Annotated in this window: 18 protein-coding genes and 1 tRNA gene; 15 read left to right on the top strand and 4 right to left on the bottom strand. The window is 67.4% G+C overall.

Annotated elements, in window-relative coordinates:
• Positions 1-23 precede the first annotated feature (23 nt).
• From ASE64_RS04530 to ASE64_RS04520, 3 genes are read left to right on the top strand one after another with little or no spacing between them, the layout of a single operon-like run.
• Positions 24-536: a GNAT family N-acetyltransferase gene (locus tag ASE64_RS04530; protein ID WP_055776427.1), complete on the top strand. Its 513-nt coding sequence runs from the start codon at positions 24-26 to the stop codon at positions 534-536.
• Positions 537-565: 29 nt separating this feature from the next.
• Positions 566-1,225: a dihydrofolate reductase family protein gene (locus ASE64_RS04525; RefSeq protein WP_055776424.1), complete on the top strand. Its 660-nt coding sequence runs from the start codon at positions 566-568 to the stop codon at positions 1,223-1,225.
• A 10-nt stretch (positions 1,226-1,235) separates the two neighbouring features.
• Positions 1,236-2,096 carry a PPK2 family polyphosphate kinase gene (locus tag ASE64_RS04520; RefSeq protein WP_055776423.1) on the top strand — a complete coding sequence of 287 codons (861 nt, stop codon included), beginning with the start codon at positions 1,236-1,238 and terminating at the stop codon, positions 2,094-2,096.
• Here ASE64_RS04520 and ASE64_RS04515 read toward each other — a convergent pair.
• On the bottom strand, positions 2,093-2,758 hold the full coding sequence (locus tag ASE64_RS04515; RefSeq protein ID WP_055776420.1) for a hypothetical protein: 666 nt from the start codon (positions 2,756-2,758) through the stop codon (positions 2,093-2,095). The two genes, ASE64_RS04520 and ASE64_RS04515, sit on opposite strands and share 4 nt — an antisense overlap.
• Positions 2,759-2,769: 11 nt before the next feature.
• Complete coding sequence (locus ASE64_RS04510; RefSeq protein WP_055776417.1) at positions 2,770-4,032, bottom strand: isochorismate synthase; 1,263 nt, start codon at positions 4,030-4,032, stop codon at positions 2,770-2,772.
• 41 nt (positions 4,033-4,073) lie between these two features.
• Here ASE64_RS04510 and ASE64_RS04505 point away from each other — a divergent pair, with 41 nt between their 5' ends.
• The 10 genes from ASE64_RS04505 (at position 4,074) to ASE64_RS04460 (ending at position 14,130) form a co-directional block, all read left to right on the top strand.
• Positions 4,074-4,781: a helix-turn-helix transcriptional regulator gene (locus tag ASE64_RS04505; RefSeq protein ID WP_055776414.1), complete on the top strand. Its 708-nt coding sequence runs from the start codon at positions 4,074-4,076 to the stop codon at positions 4,779-4,781.
• A gap of 75 nt (positions 4,782-4,856) precedes the next feature.
• Positions 4,857-5,231: a VOC family protein gene (locus ASE64_RS04500; RefSeq protein ID WP_055777466.1), complete on the top strand. Its 375-nt coding sequence runs from the start codon at positions 4,857-4,859 to the stop codon at positions 5,229-5,231.
• A gap of 70 nt (positions 5,232-5,301) precedes the next feature.
• Positions 5,302-6,015, top strand: coding sequence for a demethylmenaquinone methyltransferase (locus ASE64_RS04495; RefSeq protein ID WP_235480490.1), 714 nt, complete (start codon positions 5,302-5,304; stop codon positions 6,013-6,015).
• 9 nt (positions 6,016-6,024) lie between these two features.
• Entirely contained in the window at positions 6,025-7,146 is a 1,122-nt protein-coding gene (locus ASE64_RS04490) for a polyprenyl synthetase family protein (protein WP_082465885.1), read from the top strand.
• A 16-nt stretch (positions 7,147-7,162) separates the two neighbouring features.
• Positions 7,163-8,515 (top strand): FAD-dependent oxidoreductase, encoded by a 1,353-nt coding sequence (locus ASE64_RS04485; RefSeq protein WP_055776406.1) that lies wholly within the window; start codon positions 7,163-7,165, stop codon positions 8,513-8,515.
• A 77-nt stretch (positions 8,516-8,592) separates the two neighbouring features.
• A complete protein-coding gene (locus tag ASE64_RS04480) occupies positions 8,593-10,128 on the top strand; it encodes a L,D-transpeptidase family protein (protein ID WP_156351639.1) in 1,536 nt (511 codons plus the stop codon).
• 55 nt (positions 10,129-10,183) lie between these two features.
• Positions 10,184-11,194, top strand: a complete 1,011-nt coding sequence (locus ASE64_RS04475) for a FecCD family ABC transporter permease (RefSeq protein WP_055776400.1) — start codon at positions 10,184-10,186, stop codon at positions 11,192-11,194.
• On the top strand, positions 11,191-12,252 hold the full coding sequence (locus ASE64_RS04470; RefSeq protein WP_055776398.1) for a FecCD family ABC transporter permease: 1,062 nt from the start codon (positions 11,191-11,193) through the stop codon (positions 12,250-12,252). The genes ASE64_RS04475 and ASE64_RS04470 overlap by 4 nt, the downstream gene beginning before the upstream one ends.
• Complete coding sequence (locus ASE64_RS04465) at positions 12,249-13,049, top strand: ABC transporter ATP-binding protein (RefSeq protein ID WP_055776396.1); 801 nt, start codon at positions 12,249-12,251, stop codon at positions 13,047-13,049. Before ASE64_RS04470 ends, ASE64_RS04465 begins: the two co-directional genes overlap by 4 nt.
• 88 nt (positions 13,050-13,137) lie before the next feature.
• Positions 13,138-14,130 (top strand): iron-siderophore ABC transporter substrate-binding protein, encoded by a 993-nt coding sequence (locus ASE64_RS04460; protein WP_055776393.1) that lies wholly within the window; start codon positions 13,138-13,140, stop codon positions 14,128-14,130.
• A gap of 87 nt (positions 14,131-14,217) precedes the next feature.
• On the opposite strand, the gene ASE64_RS04455 is transcribed toward ASE64_RS04460, so the two are convergent.
• Together ASE64_RS04455 and ASE64_RS04450 are read right to left on the bottom strand one after the other, a co-directional pair.
• Positions 14,218-14,916, bottom strand: coding sequence for an NUDIX domain-containing protein (locus ASE64_RS04455; protein WP_235480489.1), 699 nt, complete (start codon positions 14,914-14,916; stop codon positions 14,218-14,220).
• Positions 14,917-14,927: 11 nt separating this feature from the next.
• On the bottom strand, positions 14,928-15,416 hold the full coding sequence (locus ASE64_RS04450; RefSeq protein WP_055776386.1) for a YajQ family cyclic di-GMP-binding protein: 489 nt from the start codon (positions 15,414-15,416) through the stop codon (positions 14,928-14,930).
• 62 nt (positions 15,417-15,478) lie between these two features.
• On the opposite strand from ASE64_RS04450, the gene ASE64_RS04445 reads away from it, so the two are divergent.
• Positions 15,479-16,210: a lytic transglycosylase domain-containing protein gene (locus tag ASE64_RS04445; protein WP_055776384.1), complete on the top strand. Its 732-nt coding sequence runs from the start codon at positions 15,479-15,481 to the stop codon at positions 16,208-16,210.
• A 76-nt stretch (positions 16,211-16,286) separates the two neighbouring features.
• Positions 16,287-16,371 (top strand) — tRNA-Tyr (locus ASE64_RS04440).
• Positions 16,372-16,430 lie beyond the last annotated feature (59 nt).

Raw genomic sequence — 16,430 nt, 5'->3', positions numbered from 1 at the left:
CGCACTCCGCTTAGTGTTGGGGGATGGTCGTGACCCGTCGTGCGAATGCTGATGACTATGAACGCGTTCTGGGGTGGGTGCCCGACGCCGACGCTCTGTATCTGTTCGCCGGTCCGAGCCTCGTCTGGCCGCCGTCGGCGGCGCAATTCGCGGAGATCGCTCAGCGATCCGGTTTCAGTGCCTGGATGGTCGGGGACGACGAACACCCGGCCGCATGGGGACATTTCGACCTCACGATGCAAGACGATTCTGCGCGATTGGGACGGGTGATCATCGATCCCCGGTATCGGGGCCGGGGCCTGGGACGCGCTCTCACCCAGGCGGCGATCGAGAAGGCTCGTGCCCTCGGCGCGAGTGACGTTCGCTTGGCCGTCGTTTCAGACAACGAACCGGCCGTGAAGGCCTACCGGCGAGCCGGGTTCGAGGAGATCGTCGATCCCGAGCGTTCCCAGTTCACGGCAATGAGGTACGCCATCTCTGATGGCCCGTACCCTCAGCGCGTTCAGCACGGCGGCCGAAACGGCGAAACCGCCTAAACAGCTCGCGGGATTGCTAGATTGCCCTCGTGACGAAACTCCGGGTGCACAATCTCGCCGTCTCGATCGACGGCTTCGCCACGGGCGAGAGTCGAACGTTCGAGGCTCCGTTCGGTCATGCCGGGCATCGGCTCATGCAGTGGTTCATGCCGACGCACACCTTCGTGAGCAAGACGGGCCACGGCGACGAAGCGGTCGGCGCCGGCACTCGGGGTGTCGACGACGCGTTCGCGGCCGCCACCCACGTGGGTATCGGCGCCGAGATCATGGGCCGCGGCAAGTTCGGGCCGCAGGAAGGACCGTGGGAGGACGAGTCGTGGCGCGGCTGGTGGGGCGAGGAGCCACCGTTCCACTCGCCGGTCGTCGTGCTCACGCATCACGCGCGCCCCGACATCTCCGTCGGCGAGACGACGTTCCTGTTCCGCGATGCCTCGCCCCGTGACGCCCTCGAACTCGCGACGGAGGTGGCCGGCGGTCTCGACGTGCGCCTGGGTGGCGGACCCACGATCGTGCGCGAGTTCCTCGAAGCCGACCTCGTGGATCTCCTGCACATCGTCGTCGTGCCCATCGTGCTCGGCCGGGGCGTTCGACTGTGGGACGGCCTCGAGCACCTCGAGGATCGCTTCGACGTCGAGACGACGGCCTCGCCGTCGGGCGTGGTGCACTACGTCTTCACTCGCAAACAGTAAGGGAACGACCATGGCCAAGAACGACGACACCTTCTTCTCGGGCAGCGCCCGCGATCTTCTCGCGGCGCGCGCGGGCTTCGTGCTCGCCGACGTCGATCCGGCCAGCACCCCGGGCGTGACCGCGTCGAAGAAAGAGGGTGAGAAGGCCCTGGCCGCCGGAGCACCCACTCTCGACGATCTGCAGATCAGGCTGCACGCCAACAGCCTGTCGGGTGACAACCGCAGCGTCTTGCTGGTTCTCCAGGCAATGGATTCCGCGGGCAAGGGCGGCATCGTCAGTCACGTGATCGGCACGGTCGACCCCGAGGGTGTGTCGCACACCTCGTTCAAGAAGCCGACGCCCGAAGAACTCAGCCACGACTTTCTCTGGCGCATCCGCAATGCACTGCCGAAGGCCGGGCAAATCGGTGTGTTCGACCGTTCTCACTACGAAGACGTGCTCATCGCGCGGGTGCGCAATCTCGCCACCCCCGATGTGATCGAGCACCGCTACGAGCTCATCAACGAGTTCGAGCGTCAGGTCACCGAGTCGGGCACCAGCATCGTCAAGGTCATGCTGCACATCAGCTCCGACGAGCAGAAGGAGCGACTGGGCGCGAGGCTCGAGCGCGAAGACAAGTACTGGAAGTACAACCCGGGAGACGTCGACGAGCGCCTGCTCTGGCCCGCCTATCAAGAGGCGTACCAGCTGGCGATCCAGAACACGTCGACCGAGATCGCCCCCTGGTTCGTCGTACCCGCCAATCACAAGTGGTACGCCAGGGCCGCGGTGCAGCAGATTCTCATCGAGACGATGTCGGCGTTCGGCCAGGGCTGGCCTCCGGCCGACTACGACATCGAGGTCGAGAAGGCGCGGCTGGCTGCCAGCTAAGGCTCGCCCTGCCCGACGCTCGATCCGTTCTGGCCGACGTGCACGTCGGCGCCGTCCCAGAACGCACTTATCGAGGTCGATCCCACGCTGGAGATGACCGCACCCGACTCCGCGAAGACCTCGGGGGTGACGCACTCGGCGACGGCTTTGGTCGTGCCGGACTCGTGCACGACCAGGCAGAGATCGGCATTGTCGCCCTTCGCCACGTAGACCTTCCATCCCGGCATCGCCGTCGAGACGAGCCGGGTGGTCGACCCATCGACATACGACGGCAGGTACGAGTCCACCCGATCGCGGTCGGTCTGCGTCTCGTCGAACCACGAGCCCGCCGGCCCCGTGGCCGCGCCGGCATCGAGCGGCGTGCTCGACCGCAGGGGTGGCGCGAGCAGCAACGCGGCGCCCAGCGCGATCACGCCCATGACGGCGAGTGCGACCAGCACCCGAATACTGCGAGACCGGATGCGATGGGCTCGGCGCTCGCGGGCATCCGCCGCATCGAGGGCGGCCCGTTCCAGAGCCTGCCGCTCGGCAGCCTCGAGGAGATCGAGCTCGCGCAGCCTGCGTGCCGCCTCGGCGGCGCGGGACTCGTCTTCGCTCGATGCCGTGCGTCCGAAGGCGACACGCGCCAGCGCCTCGCGCTCAGAGAACGAAGACGGCGGCACGACGCACGCTCCTAGCCGAACGCCTCGACGATGGGCCGGAACTTCATCTTCGTCTCGATGAGTTCTCGGTCCGGATCGGATCCGGCCACGATGCCCGCACCCGCGTAGGCCGTGATGTCGCCGTTCTCGGCGATCTGGGCGCAGCGCAACGCCACGGCCCACTCGCCGTCGCCATCCGCCCCGACCCACCCGACGGGCCCGGCGTAGCGGCCCCGGTCGAACGGCTCGAGTTCGTCGATGACAGACAGCGCGGTCGCCGTCGGCGCACCGGCGACGGCCGCCGTCGGGTGCAGCGCGGCGATCAGATCGAGCGAGGTCGAGCCGTCGGAGAGGATGCCTTCGGCGTCGCTCGCCAGGTGCCACAGGTTGGGCAGCTTGAGGGTGAACGGAATCTCCGAGGTGATGAGCGTGCGCGTGTGCGGCTGCAGAGACTGCACGACGCTGGCGACGGCGAAGCGGTGCTCGTCGAGGTCTTTCGAGCTCGTGGCGAGCGAGATGGCGGCGTCGTGGTCGGCCTCGGCGTCGCGACCGCGCGAGATCGTGCCGGCGAGCACTCGGGCGCTGACCGTTCCGTGGTCGACACGCACGAGAGTCTCGGGGCTCGACCCGATGAGGCCGTCGACCGCGAAGGTCCAGCAGTCGGGGTAGCCCAGGGCGAGGTCGGTGAGGGTGCGTCGCAGATCGGCTTCGGCGGGCAGGTGCCCCACGAGGTCGCGGGCGAGCACCACCTTGTTCAGCTCTCCGGCAGCGATGCGTGAGACGGCGGACTCGACGGAGGCGCGGTAGTCGTCGGGCTTCACCTGCCCCGGCAGCAGCGAGAGTCGGTACTCGGCGCCGAGCGGTCGGGTGGTGGGCATCGGCAGAGGAGGGGCGAGCGGAGCGCCCGAGTCGGACACGGCCGTGATGCGGGTGATCCAGTAGACGCCAGCGCGCTTGCCGATGACGATCTCGGGAACGATGAGGGTGGAGATGAGTGCCGAGGTGGCCGAGAACGCAAAGGCGCCGAAGGCGACGAGCCCGGTGCCGGGCGACTGCAGCGGATCGGTCACCTGGGCGAGCCGGGCGACTTCTCGCCAGGTCTCGCACGCATCGACGAAGCGGTTCTCACCCGAAAACTCGAGTCGCAGCGCAACACCCGCGCCGGCCATCCCCTCACCCTTGCGCATCCAGAGCAGCGGGTGCCGCGAGTCGAGCAGTGGCACCAGAAGTCGGATGTCATCGACGCGGGTGGTCTCGACGACCAGCCGGGGCAGAGTTCGTGACGTTTCGCTCACTGGTTCAGCCTAGTTCCGCTAGCCGCGCCTAGGGTCGAGGTGTGAACCGTACCGACCGTCTCTATGCACTTGTGGAGGAACTTCGCACGGTCGCGCCCCGCCCGAGGAGCGCTCGCTGGCTCGCAGAGCGGTTCGAGGTCAGTTCTCGAACCATCGAGCGAGACCTGGCGGCCTTGCAGCAGAGCGGGGTGCCGATCTGGGCCGAACCGGGGCGCACCGGCGGCTACTGCCTCGATGTGTCGCACACGCTTGCTCCGCTCGGCCTCACGGTCGACGAGACCCTCGCGGTCACGATCTCGCTCGAGATGCTCGCGACGAGCCCCTTCCGTGATGCCGCGACGTCGGCGCTCCGCAAGGTGGTGGCCGTCATGAACGACCGCCGCCTCGCGAAGACGGTGGAGTTGGCAGAGCGAGTGCATCTTCTGACGGACGGCCCCGTGGCCGAGACCCCCGTGGAGTTCGTGGATGCGCTGCGCACGGGGCACGTGCTGCGCATCGGGTACGCCGACAAGGCGGGCGCGCGCACAACTCGCGATGTCGAGCCGATGGGGTTCGTCGCGCGCGGTCAGTACTGGTACCTCGTCGCCTGGTGCCGTGATCGGCAGGGCACTCGGGCGTTTAGAGGCGACCGGATCGTGAGCGCGGCGCCGACCGGCGAGATTCCTGAGCGGCGTGCCCTTCGTGCCGAAGACCTCGATATCGCATTCGGCGAACTGCGCACCATCACAACGACGGAAAAGAATCGCTAAACACCGACAGGACGGTGTCGTCGCCCCGCGTCACGATGGATGCGTCGGGCCGAGTGGTCCGACGGAAAGGCAGAAATGACTCTCGCATCCATCCGCATCATCACAGACGATGTCGATCGTCTCGTCGCGTTCTACGAGACGGTCACGGGCATGGCTCCGGCCAGGCCCGCGCCCGTGTTCGCCGAGTTTCGAACCGAGAACGGCACTCTCGCCGTAGCAAGCACGGCGACCGTGGCCATGCTGGGCGACAGAGCACCGAGGCCCGGGAGCAACGACTCCCTGATCATCGAGTTCATGGTCGCCGACGTCGACGCGGAGTTCGACCGCCTCCAGAACTCGCTCGACGACGTCGTGCTCGTGCCGACCACCATGCCCTGGGGCAATCGCTCGACCTTGTTCCGAGATCCAGACGGCAACCTCGTGAATCTGTTCTCCAGACCCGTTCCGTGATCCGCGCGGTCGACTTTTCGGGATGCGCTATCCCCAGCCGTCATGCGGGCTACGCAACTACACTGGGAGCGTGAATAAGGCAGACCTTACTAAAAAGCCCCAAGCGGTCTCAGCGATGTTCGACCAGGTCTCCACGCACTACGACCGCACGAACGCGGTGCTCTCGGTGGGCAACGACCAGCTGTGGCGCGCGGCCACGGTGCGGGCCGTCGACCCTCGACCCGGCGACCGCATCCTCGACCTTGCGGCCGGAACGGGCACGTCGAGCGCCGCGCTCGCCGCGAAGGGCGCCCACGTCGTGGCCGCCGACTTCTCGCCCGGCATGATCGAGGTCGGCAAGCGACAGCAGGCCGGCAACCGCAACGTCGAGTTCGTGCAGGCCGACGGCATGAACCTGCCTTTCGCCGACGACGAGTTCGATGCCGTCACGATCTCGTTCGGTCTGCGCAACATCGTCGACCCCCACGTCGCGCTCACAGAGCTCTACCGGGTCACCAAGCCCGGTGGCCGCATCGTCATCTGCGAGTTCTCGAAGCCCCCCGCCAAGCTCGTGCGCACCGGCTACTTCACCTACCTCAACAAGGTCATGCCCACCCTCGTGAAGCTCGCCTCGTCGAACGCCGAGGCCTACGACTACCTCGGTGACTCGATCAAGGCCTGGCCCGACCAGAAGACCCTGGCCGAATGGATGCGCGTGGCCGGGTTCTCGAGGGTCGCGTACAAGAACCTCAGCCTCGGTATCGTCGCCCTGCATCGGGGCATCAAGCCCCGCACGGGTCAGTAGGCTGAACTCGTGACCCCGAAAACACCCGTTGCCGGCACAAGTGTGCCCGCAGGCAAGGCACGGCGCACCCAGAGCCTCTCATCGTCGCTCAATCTGCACGACCGCCTCTTCTCGACGAGTCGCGACCGCGAGGTCGCGCGCGCCGTCGACAACGGCATCGAGCGCCTCGAGGCGCGGCTGTTCGCCGAGGTCAAATTCAGCGACGAGCTCGCCGACGTGGCGGCGCGCTACCTGCTCGAAGCCGGTGGCAAGCGGGTGCGACCCATCCTGGCGATGCTCACGGCCCAGCTCGGCGACGGCGTGACCGACGAGGTCATCATGGCCGGGGCATCCATCGAGCTCACCCACCTCGCCTCGCTCTACCACGACGACGTCATGGACTCCGCTCCCGTGCGACGCGGCGTGCCGACGGCCCAGAACGTGTGGGGCAACTCCATCGCGATCCTCGTCGGAGACCTGCTCTTCGCCCGCGCGTCGAAGCTGCTCTCCATCCTGGGCGAGCGCGCCATCCAGCTGCAGGCCGACACGTTCGAGCGCCTGTGCCTGGGCCAGCTGCGCGAGACGATCGGCCCCAAAGACAACGAGAACCCCATCGAGCACTACCTGCAGGTGCTGAGCGACAAGACCGGGTCGCTCATCGCCGCCTCCGCTCAGATGGGCGTGATCTTCTCGAACGCTCCCGTCGAGTACGAGCAGCCCGTGATCGAGTTCGGCGAGAAGATCGGTGTCGCCTTCCAGCTCATCGACGACGTGCTCGACATGTCGCCGCCCGCCGCGAGCGACGCGAAGAGCCAGCCCACGGGTAAGAAGGCCGGCACCGATGTGCGTGCGGGCGTCGTCACCCTGCCCGTTCTCTATCTGCGCAAGCGGGCCAAGCGCAACGCCGAGGCCGCAGCGCTGCTGAAGCGCATCGACGCGATCGCCACGGCGAAGCCGGGCGCTCCGGTCGACGAGGCCGCCGTCGATGCCGTGATCGCCGAGCTGCGCGCGCATCCGGTGACCAAGGCCACGATCGACGAGGCGCACGGCTGGGCCCGTGGCGCCGTCGATGCCCTCGCTCCTCTTCCAGACGGAACCGTCAAGAAGACCCTCACCCGATTCGCCGACACTGTGGTGGATCGCACAAATTAAGGAAACACCTCCCTCCATGACCACGTTGCGACTGGCCATCGTCGGAGCCGGCCCTGCCGGCATCTACGCTGCCGACCTTCTGATCAAGGCCGAACGTCACTTCGACGTCTCGATCGACCTCTTCGAGCACCTTCCCGCTCCCTACGGACTCGTGCGTTACGGCGTCGCCCCCGATCACCCGCGCATCAAGGGCATCATCACCGCTCTGCGCGAGGTGCTCGATCGCGGAGACATCCGCTTCTTCGGCAACGTGCGCTACGGCGTCGACGTGACCCTCGACGACCTCAAGAAGCACTACAACGCCGTGATCTTCGCCACGGGCGCCATCACCGACGCTCCGCTCGCGATCCCGGGCATCGAGCTCGAGGGCTCCTACGGCGCCGCCGACTTCGTGAGCTGGTTCGACGGCCACCCGGATGTTCCGCGCACCTGGCCGCTCGAGGCCCAGTCGGTCGCCGTGATCGGCAACGGCAACGTCGCGCTCGACGTGTCGCGCATCCTGGCCAAGCACGCCGACGACCTGCTGCCCACCGAGATCCCCGACAACGTCTACGAGATCCTCAAGTCGTCGCCCGTCACCGACGTGCACGTCTTCGGCCGTCGCGGCCCCGCTCAGGTGAAGTTCACGCCGCTCGAGCTGCGCGAGCTCGGCGAGATGCGCGATGTCGACATGATCGTCTACGACGAGGACTTCGAGCTCGACGAGGCGTCGAAGGCCGCGATCGCCAGCAACAAGCAGGTGTTCGTCATCAACAAGGTGCTCAACCAGTGGCGCGAGCGCCCCGTGGGCGAGGCCTCGCGTCGCCTGCACCTGCACTTCTACGCGAAGCCGCTCGAGATCACATCGGATGCCGATGGCCGGGTCGCATCGATCCGTTACGAGCGCACGCGACCCGATGGCGCGGGAAGCGTCGAGGGCACGGGTGAGATCCGCGAGATCGAGATCCAGGCCATCTACCGGGCCGTGGGGTACTTCGGATCGCCGCTCACCGACATCCCGTTCGATGAGCGTCACGGCGTGATTCCCAATCACGAGGGGCAGGCGCTCGCAGACGACAACTCCGTGATTCCAGGCGTCTACGCCACGGGGTGGATCAAGCGTGGGCCGGTCGGCCTCATCGGTCACACCAAGTCAGACGCCATGGAGACCATCCAGCACGTGGTGAACGACCAGGCGAGCTGGTGGGCGCCGTCGCAGCCCGACGAGCAGAGCATCGTCGATCTGCTCACCTCGCGGGGCATCGATTTCACGACCATCGACGGCTGGCACCAGCTCGACCAGCACGAGCTCGCGCTCGGCGAGGCCGAGGGGCGTCTGCGCAAGAAGGTCGTGCCGCGCGACGAGATGATCCGGGTCTCCAACGCCTGACGCCTGATCGTTATCGGCCGCGCCGAACTTGTGACGTAGCATGAGGTCAGTGAGTTCTCCGAGGCGGAGGTAGTGACGTGACTGAACTGGCTCCTGCGCCCAGCGTGGCCGAGGCCTCTACTGTCGCGCCCGAAACGGCCCAGACGCCTGCGTCGGCCGCCTCGCCCAAGACGACCCGATGGGTTCTTCCCGAGACTAAGAAGAAGAAGAAGCGTCACCTCGGCCTCTGGATCGGCGTTCCGGCGGTCGTTGCCGTGGCTGCTCTCGTGGCCGCGTCGCTCGTCTTGATCGCCCCGGGAACGACCGTGGCCGGTGTGAATGTCGGCGGCATGACCGTCGGCGCCGCATCCGATGCCGTGAGTCAGCGACTCGCCAACACCTCGATCGTCATCACGGGGGCCGACGGCGACCCGATCGTTCGCGGAGCACAACTCGGGGCCAGCGTCGTAAGCGCGCCCAAGAGCGCGACCACCGAGCTCACGGGCAGTGACCTCGGGGCGTCTGTCGACGCCAAGACGCTCGCAGAGAAGGCGCACGCGGAGAGTCCGTTCTGGAACGTGACCGCGTGGAACGCGAAGACCTCTGTCGCCCCGACCGTCGAGATCGACGAGAAGACGGCCACGGCCGAGCTGCAGAAGGTGGCTCCCAGTCTCTTCGTCGAGCCGACGAACGCGACCCTCCAGTTCGACGCGGCGACCGCCACCTACACGGTGACGCCTGCCGTCGACGGAACCGGTGTCGACCTCGATTCGTTCCGCGACGCGCTGCAGAACGCGCTCGTCTCGGGCGAGTCCAGCGTCGAGGTCGCGGCGGAGTCCACGGTGCTTCCGGCGTCCGCGTCGACCGAGGCCGTGACCGCGACGGCCACGCAGCTGAACACGATCCTCGACACCGCGGGCTTCTACGTGGGCGAGGAGCGCACCGTTCCCGTCGATCGAGCCGTGGTGGCATCGTGGATCACACTGTCGACGAACGATGACGGCACCTACAGCTACACGGCAGACAAGGCGGCCATTCAGAAGGTCGTCGACACCCTGCCGGCAGCCGTGAACCGTGATGCGGTCAACGGTACGGAGATCACCGACACCGACGGTGCCACTCTCGACACCGTCACCGCGGGCGTCGACGGCCGCGCGCTGGGCGACACCAGTGGAGTGGCTGCGGCCTTCGCGACACAGCTGGCCGCGGGCAAGCCCGCGCTCGAACTGCCCGTCACCGTCACTCCCGCGCAGGTCACCAAGACGTCGCGCAACATCGTCGTCAACCTCAGCGAGCAGCGCACGTACCTGTTCGAGAACGGTCAGGTCATCGACAGCTTCCTGATCTCGTCGGGTACTGCCGGGCACGACTCCCACACGGGCAGCTTCCGGATCACGGCGAAGCTGACCTCGCAGAACATGGGCAACCCCGACCTGACGAAGGCGCCCAACTACTACACGCAGAACGTTCCCGACGTCATGTACTACAACGGTGACGAGGCCCTCCATGGCGCCTACTGGCACAACAACTTCGGCAACGTCATGAGTCACGGCTGCATCAACATGCCGCTCGACAAGGCCGCCAACGTCTTCGACTGGGCTCCGATGGGAACCGAAGTCACCGTCACCTACTGACGATTCGCCCGCCCGTTCTCAGAGAGCGGCTCGGGCCGACTGTCATACTTAGGTAATGCTTACCTTCACCCGGCCCGCGACGAGGATCCTGGGTTTCATCGCCCTGCTCGTCGTGGTGCTTCTCGCGGTGGGGGCGAGCCTCCTTCTCGGCAGCCGTTCGATCGACGTGGCCGCCGTGCTCGATGCCGTGTTTTCGCGCGGCACGAAGGGGGTCGAGCAGATGGTGGTGCTCGACCTGCGCGTTCCCCGCACGGTCATCGGGCTTGTGGCGGGGGCGGCTCTCGGACTCGCGGGCGCTCTGATGCAGGGCCTGACGCGAAACCCGCTCGCCGACCCCGGTCTCCTCGGGGTGAACGCCGGGGCCTCGCTCGCGGTCGTCACGGCCATCGCCTTCTTCGGCGTCACCGCTCCGTCGGGCTATATCTGGTTCTCGTTCGGGGGAGCCGCCCTGGCTGCAACGCTGGTGTATGCGGTGGCCTCGGGCCGCACGGGCCCATCCCCGCTCAGCCTGACCCTCGCGGGCGCAGCCACGACGGCCGTGCTCACGTCATTCATCACGCTGATCCTGCTGCGCGATCTCGACACCCTCGCGCAGTACCGGTTCTGGTCTGTCGGCTCGCTGGTGGGCAGAGACGTGTCTACGGTCGCCACCCTGGCGCCGTTCCTGGTCGTGGGGGCGGCGACCGCGCTGCTGCTCGGGCGCAGCCTCAACTCGCTCGCGCTCGGAGACGATGTCGCTCGAGGGCTCGGCCAGCGGGTGGGACTCACCCGCATCGTCGCGGGCGTCGCCATCATCTTCCTCTGCGGCTCGGCGACGTCGCTGGCGGGGCCGCTCGTCTTCGTCGGACTCGTCGTGCCGCACATCGTGCGTCGCTTCGTGGGCGCCGACTATCGCTGGATTCTGCTCTGGTCGATGCCTCTCGGGGCCGCGCTGCTCGTCATCGCCGACACCATCGGACGCCTCATCTCCCCGCCCTCCGAGGTCGAGGCCGGCATCGTGGTCGCGCTCATCGGTGCACCGGTGCTGATCGCCCTCGTCCGCGGAAACAAGGCGGTGACCCGATGAGCGTGCTGAATCACGGCCGCCCGCCGGCCGACGATCTCGCGCTGGTGGCCGTCGCGCGCCGGGCCGGGCGCATCCGGACTTTCGTCATCGCCGCCGTGCTGCTTGCTGCGCTCGCCGCCCTCGCCGTCGTCGCGCTGATGCTCGGCGACCGTGTTGTCGCGCCGGGCGACGTCTTCACCACGCTGCTGGGCGGGGGCAGCGGTGGCGACCGCTTCGTCATCCTCGGCCTGCGGGTGCCACGGCTCCTCCTCGGGCTCATGGTGGGCGCGGCGTTCGGGCTGTCGGGCGCGGTCTTCCAGAGTCTGCTCGGCAACCCGTTGGCGAGCCCCGACATCATCGGCATCTCGCAGGGCGCGAGCGCGGCGGCAGTCGCTGCCATCCTGCTGGCCGGCTGGAGCGGCCTTGCCGTCTCGTTCGCCGCGTTCGGTGGCGCCGTGCTGGTGGCGGGGCTCATCACGGTGCTCGCGGCCCGGCACGGAGTGGCCGGCTCTCGGTTCGTGCTCGTCGGCATCGCTCTCGCCTTTCTCGCCCAGGCGGTGATCGGGTACATGCTGACCCGGGCGGACGTGCGCGACGCTCAGTCCGCCCTGGTCTGGTTGGTCGGCAGCCTCGGAACTGTCACCTCGGAGGAGCTGACGAGCACGGCCGTCGGTCTTGTCGTGCTCGGTGTGGCGCTCGCCGCGGTGTCGCCCCGGCTGCGGATGCTGCAGCTCGGCGACGAGGCCGCCGCCGGTCTCGGCGTGCGCGTCACCCCGGCGCGACTCGTCATCACCCTGATCGCGGTGGGGCTGGCGGCTGTCGCCACGGCTGCCGCGGGGCCCGTGGTGTTCGTCGCCTTCGTGTCTGCGCCCATCGCGCGTCGGCTCCTCGGCGGAACCGGGCCCGCCCTCGTCGTCAGCGCGCTCGTCGGGGCGCTCGTCGTCACGGGCTCCGATCTGATCGCCCAGCACGCCGTCTCGAATCTCCAGGTGCCGGTGGGCATCGTGACGGGGATCGTGGGCGCCCCGGTTCTGCTACTTCTGCTGGCCTGCAGCAACCGATCGAGAGGAACAGCATGACGTCTCATGAATTGCGAGCGGATGGTCTTGCTCTCGGCTACGACGGGCGTCGCGTCGTCGAGGGCCTCGACGCCGTCATCCCCGACGGGCGCGTGACCGTGATCGTGGGCCCGAACGCCTGCGGCAAGTCGACGCTGCTGCGCTCGTTCGCGCGGCTGCTGCGCCCGGAGGCGGGCGTCGTGACGCTCGACGGAACGGACGTGCACCGCTACCCCAGCAAGCAGCTCGCGACCGTGCTCGGTCTGCTTCCTCAGCAGCCCATCGCCCCCGACGGCATCACCGTGGCCGACCTGGTGGGTCGCGGACGGTTTCCTCGTCAGGGCCTGTTCCGGCAGTGGACGGCCGAGGATTCGGCGGCCGTCGCCGAGGCGCTGCGATCGACCGACACGGTGGATCTGGCCGACCGGCGCATCGACGAACTGTCGGGAGGTCAGCGGCAGCGGGTGTGGATCGCCATGGCCTTGGCGCAGCAGACCGACATCCTGCTGCTCGACGAGCCCACGACCTTCCTCGACGTGACTCACCAGATCGAGGTGCTCGACCTGCTGCACGAGCTCAACCGCGAGCGGGGGACCACGGTGGTGATGGTGCTGCACGACCTCAATCTGGCTGCCCGCTACGCCGACCACCTCGTCGTGATGTCGGCCGGCACGATCGTGGCGGAGGGCGCACCGGGTGACGTGATCTCGGTCGACACCGTGGGCACCGCTTTCGGGCTCGAGGCCATGATCATCGACGACCCGATCAGCCACTCGCCCATGGTCATACCGATGGGGCGGTTTCACCAGGGGCTGTGAGTGGCGCGAGGGGGCCAGGTCAGCTTAGGCTTACCTAATAACCCCGAACCCTCGCATCACTATTGGAGATCTCCCCTTGCCCCGAAGAATGAAACTCGCCGCGCTCGCAGCGACGACTCTCACCGCAGCGCTGCTGCTGGCCGGCTGCAGCACCGCCGCCTCCGACTCCTCGACCGACTCCGCGTCGGCCGGAGGCGCGACCATCGAGCACGCGTTCGGTGAGACGACGGTGCCGGCCAACCCGAAGAACGTGGTGACGCTCGGCTGGGGCAGCACCGACGCATCCATCGCCCTCGGCGTGATCCCCAAGGCCATTCCGTTCGACTCCTACGCGGGCGACGAAGACGGCGTGCTGCCCTGGGTGAAAGACGCGATCGAGAAGGATGGCGCCGCCATGCCGACGATCCTCCCCGACTCGCCCGACGAACCGCCGTACGAGGCGATCGCCGCCGCAGACCCCGACGTCATTCTGGCCGTCTACTCGGGCATCACCGACGAGCAGTACAAGAAGCTCTCGGAGATCGCACCGACCGTCGCGTACCCCGATCAGGCGTGGAGCACGCCGTGGCGCGACGTCGTCACCACCGTGGGCACCGCCCTCGGCAAGAGCGACGAGGCCAAGACGGTTCTCTCGGACATCGACGCGCAGATCGCGCAGAAGGCATCCGAGCACCCCGAGTTCAAGGGCAAGACCCTCGCCGCCGTGGCCGACAGCTCGGGCACGTTCTACGTCTACAAGAAGAACGATCCTCGCGTGGGCTTCATGTTCGACCTCGGCTTCACGAACGCACCAGCGGTCGACGAGCTGTCGAATGGCGACGGCACGTTCTTCTACACACTCAGCTACGAGCAGCTCGACAAGCTGCAGGCCGATGTCGTGCTGAACTACGCGACCACGCAGCCTGAGGCCGACACGTTCACCAGCTCGCCTCAGACCTCGGTGATCCCGGCCGTCGCTGCCGGGCACGCCGCGCAGCTGGTGGGGGCGCAGAACATCTCCGCCGTCTCGCCGCCTACCGCGCTGTCACTGCCGTGGGGCCTCGACAACCTCGTCGACACCCTGGCCGCCGCCACCAAGTAGGCGTCGGCACGAACGCAATTCAGGAGGAGAGGCTCACCGTCGCCACAGTGGCGTTGGCGAGTCTCCCCTCCTGAATTCGTTACGGCGTCAGCGTGCGAATGGTCCGCGCAGTGCGGCCCACTGCAGCAGCATGATCGTCTTCGCGTCGATGATGTCGACTCCGATGCGATCGAGCGCCTCGTCGAAGTCGATCTCGAGCAGCTCGATCTCTTCGCCCTCGTCGGCGAGCCCGCCACCGGCATCCGCTCGGGTATCGGGCGAGTAGGGCGCGGCGAAGAAGAAGAGCTTCTCGGTGACCGAGCCGGGGCTCATGTACGCCTCGAAGACCGGGCTCACCTCGCCGATCTCGTGGCCTGTCTCTTCGCGCGCCTCGCGCCGGATGGCGGTGAGCGGGTCGTCGTCATCGAGCAGGCCCGCGGCCGCCTCGATGAGATTGCCATCTGGATGCCCGTTCACGTAGGCCGGGTAGCGGAACTGACGGGTCAGCAGCACCGTGCGCTGCTCGACGGAGTAGAGCAGGATCGTCGCTCCGTTGCCCCGATCGTAGGTCTCTCGATACTGCGTCTCCCACACACCGTCGGCTCGCTGATACTCGAGCGTGTTGGCGCGGAACACGTGCCAGTTCGACGAGAGCAGGCGCACGTCTGCGACGCGCACGCGGGGATTGCCGCTCAGGTCGCGGCCCGTCTGGTCGAGACCGATGCGACCCCGAGCGTCAGGAACATCGACGCCGGGAACTCCCGCGGGCTGCTGGGCGGTGGCCGGCGTGCCGGCATCCATCACCATCTAGCCGCCGATCAGCGGAAGTTGATGAACTGCAGGGCCACGTCGAGATCGGCGCCCTTGAGCAGCGCCATGGTGGCCTGCAGGTCGTCGCGGCTTTTCGACGAAACGCGCAGCTCGTCGCCCTGGATCTGGCTCTTGACGCCCTTGGGGGCCTCGTCTCGGATGAGCTTCGAGATCTTCTTGGCGGCCTCTTGCTCGATGCCGTTCTTCATGGATGCCTCGAGTCGGTACTCCTTGCCGGACGCGTAGGGCTCGCCCACGTCGAGGCTGCGCAGCGAGATGCCGCGCTTGATGAGCTTGGCCTCGAACACCTCGAGGATCGCCTTCACGCGCTCGGCGGAGTTGGCCTTCATCAGAACCTTCTCGCCGCTCCACTCGATGGAAGCGCCGATGTTCTTGAAGTCGTAGCGCTGCTCCACCTCTTTGTGCGCCTGATTGAGGGCGTTGTCCGCCTCCATCTTGTCGACCTTGCTGACTACGTCGAAGCTTGAATCTGCCATGCGCACCAGTTTAGCTTCGCCGTGTCGGCGCCGTGTCAGACCCCATCCGTACACTTGAGGCCGTGCGTCGTTCCCGTCTCCTTGCTCCTGTCCTCGCGGTCGCGTTCGCCCTCGTCGGGTGCACGACGTCGCCCGAGTCCAGCGAATCCGAGACGGCCGAGGCTCCGGCCAAGGCCACGCCAGAGGCGGCCATCGCTCCGGTCGTCGACCCCTGGTCGGGCCTGCCGACCCTGGTCGATGCCGACTGGGCGGCGCGCGCGGCCGCGGCCACGGGCATCCCTGATCGCGCCATGCTGGCCTACGGTGGCGCCGCTGTCTATGTGGCCAACCAGAACCCCGGCTGCAACCTCGGGTGGAACACCCTGGCGGGCATCGGCGAGATGGAGAGCCACCACGGCACCATCGACGGCTCGTCGATCGGCGCCGACGGCCTCGTCACCCCTCCCATTCTCGGAATCGCCCTCGACGGCGCGACGACCAATGCGATTCCCGACAGCGACCAGGGCGCCATCGACGGCGACGCCGAGTGGGATCGCGCGGTCGGCCCGCTGCAGTTCATCCCCGACAGCTGGCGCAACTGGGGTGCAGACGGGTCGGGCGACGGAGAGGTCGATCCGCAGAACTTCGACGACGCCGTGCTGGCCACCGCCAACTACCTCTGCCACGCGGGCGGAGACCTCTCGGTGGCCGACAACTGGCGCATGGCCATCGCGGCATACAACGACGCCGCGCCCTATGCGGTGGGCGTCTCGGAGTACGCCATCCGCTATTCGAACGACCTCGCGACGGGCTGATTTCGCCGACGGCGTGAAGGCGGGTAATGTGTACACGCGCCTTCGGTTGTGTGTCTCACGTGGTCGGGTGCGCCCTGGCAAGTTACCCAAGCGGCCAAAGGGATCTGACTGTAAATCAGCCGTCTTAGACTTCGGGGGTTCGAATCCCTCACTTGCCACCAGAAAAGCCCTGCGAATCATACGATTCGCGGGGCTTTCTTCGTTGCCGCTGCTGTCGCTG

Source organism: Agreia sp. Leaf210, assembly GCF_001421485.1.
In the GTDB taxonomy this organism is placed as follows: Bacteria; Actinomycetota; Actinomycetes; order Actinomycetales; family Microbacteriaceae; genus Agreia.
The sequence above is the reverse complement of the archived record's forward strand: the minus strand, read 5'-3'. Positions and strand labels throughout refer to the sequence as shown.

Excerpts from the sequence above, each read along its gene's own strand:
- ASE64_RS04530 (WP_055776427.1), top strand. The coding sequence starts at position 24 with ATGGTCGTGACCCGTCGTGCGAATGCTGATGACTATGAACGCGTTCTG.
- ASE64_RS04520 (WP_055776423.1), top strand. The coding sequence starts at position 1,236 with ATGGCCAAGAACGACGACACCTTCTTCTCGGGCAGCGCCCGCGATCTT.
- ASE64_RS04500 (WP_055777466.1), top strand. The coding sequence starts at position 4,857 with ATGACTCTCGCATCCATCCGCATCATCACAGACGATGTCGATCGTCTC.
- ASE64_RS04485 (WP_055776406.1), top strand. The coding sequence starts at position 7,163 with ATGACCACGTTGCGACTGGCCATCGTCGGAGCCGGCCCTGCCGGCATC.
- ASE64_RS04475 (WP_055776400.1), top strand. The coding sequence starts at position 10,184 with ATGCTTACCTTCACCCGGCCCGCGACGAGGATCCTGGGTTTCATCGCC.
- ASE64_RS04470 (WP_055776398.1), top strand. The coding sequence starts at position 11,191 with ATGAGCGTGCTGAATCACGGCCGCCCGCCGGCCGACGATCTCGCGCTG.
- ASE64_RS04465 (WP_055776396.1), top strand. The coding sequence starts at position 12,249 with ATGACGTCTCATGAATTGCGAGCGGATGGTCTTGCTCTCGGCTACGAC.
- ASE64_RS04460 (WP_055776393.1), top strand. The coding sequence starts at position 13,138 with ATGAAACTCGCCGCGCTCGCAGCGACGACTCTCACCGCAGCGCTGCTG.
- ASE64_RS04455 (WP_235480489.1), bottom strand. The coding sequence starts at position 14,916 with ATGGTGATGGATGCCGGCACGCCGGCCACCGCCCAGCAGCCCGCGGGA.
- ASE64_RS04450 (WP_055776386.1), bottom strand. The coding sequence starts at position 15,416 with ATGGCAGATTCAAGCTTCGACGTAGTCAGCAAGGTCGACAAGATGGAG.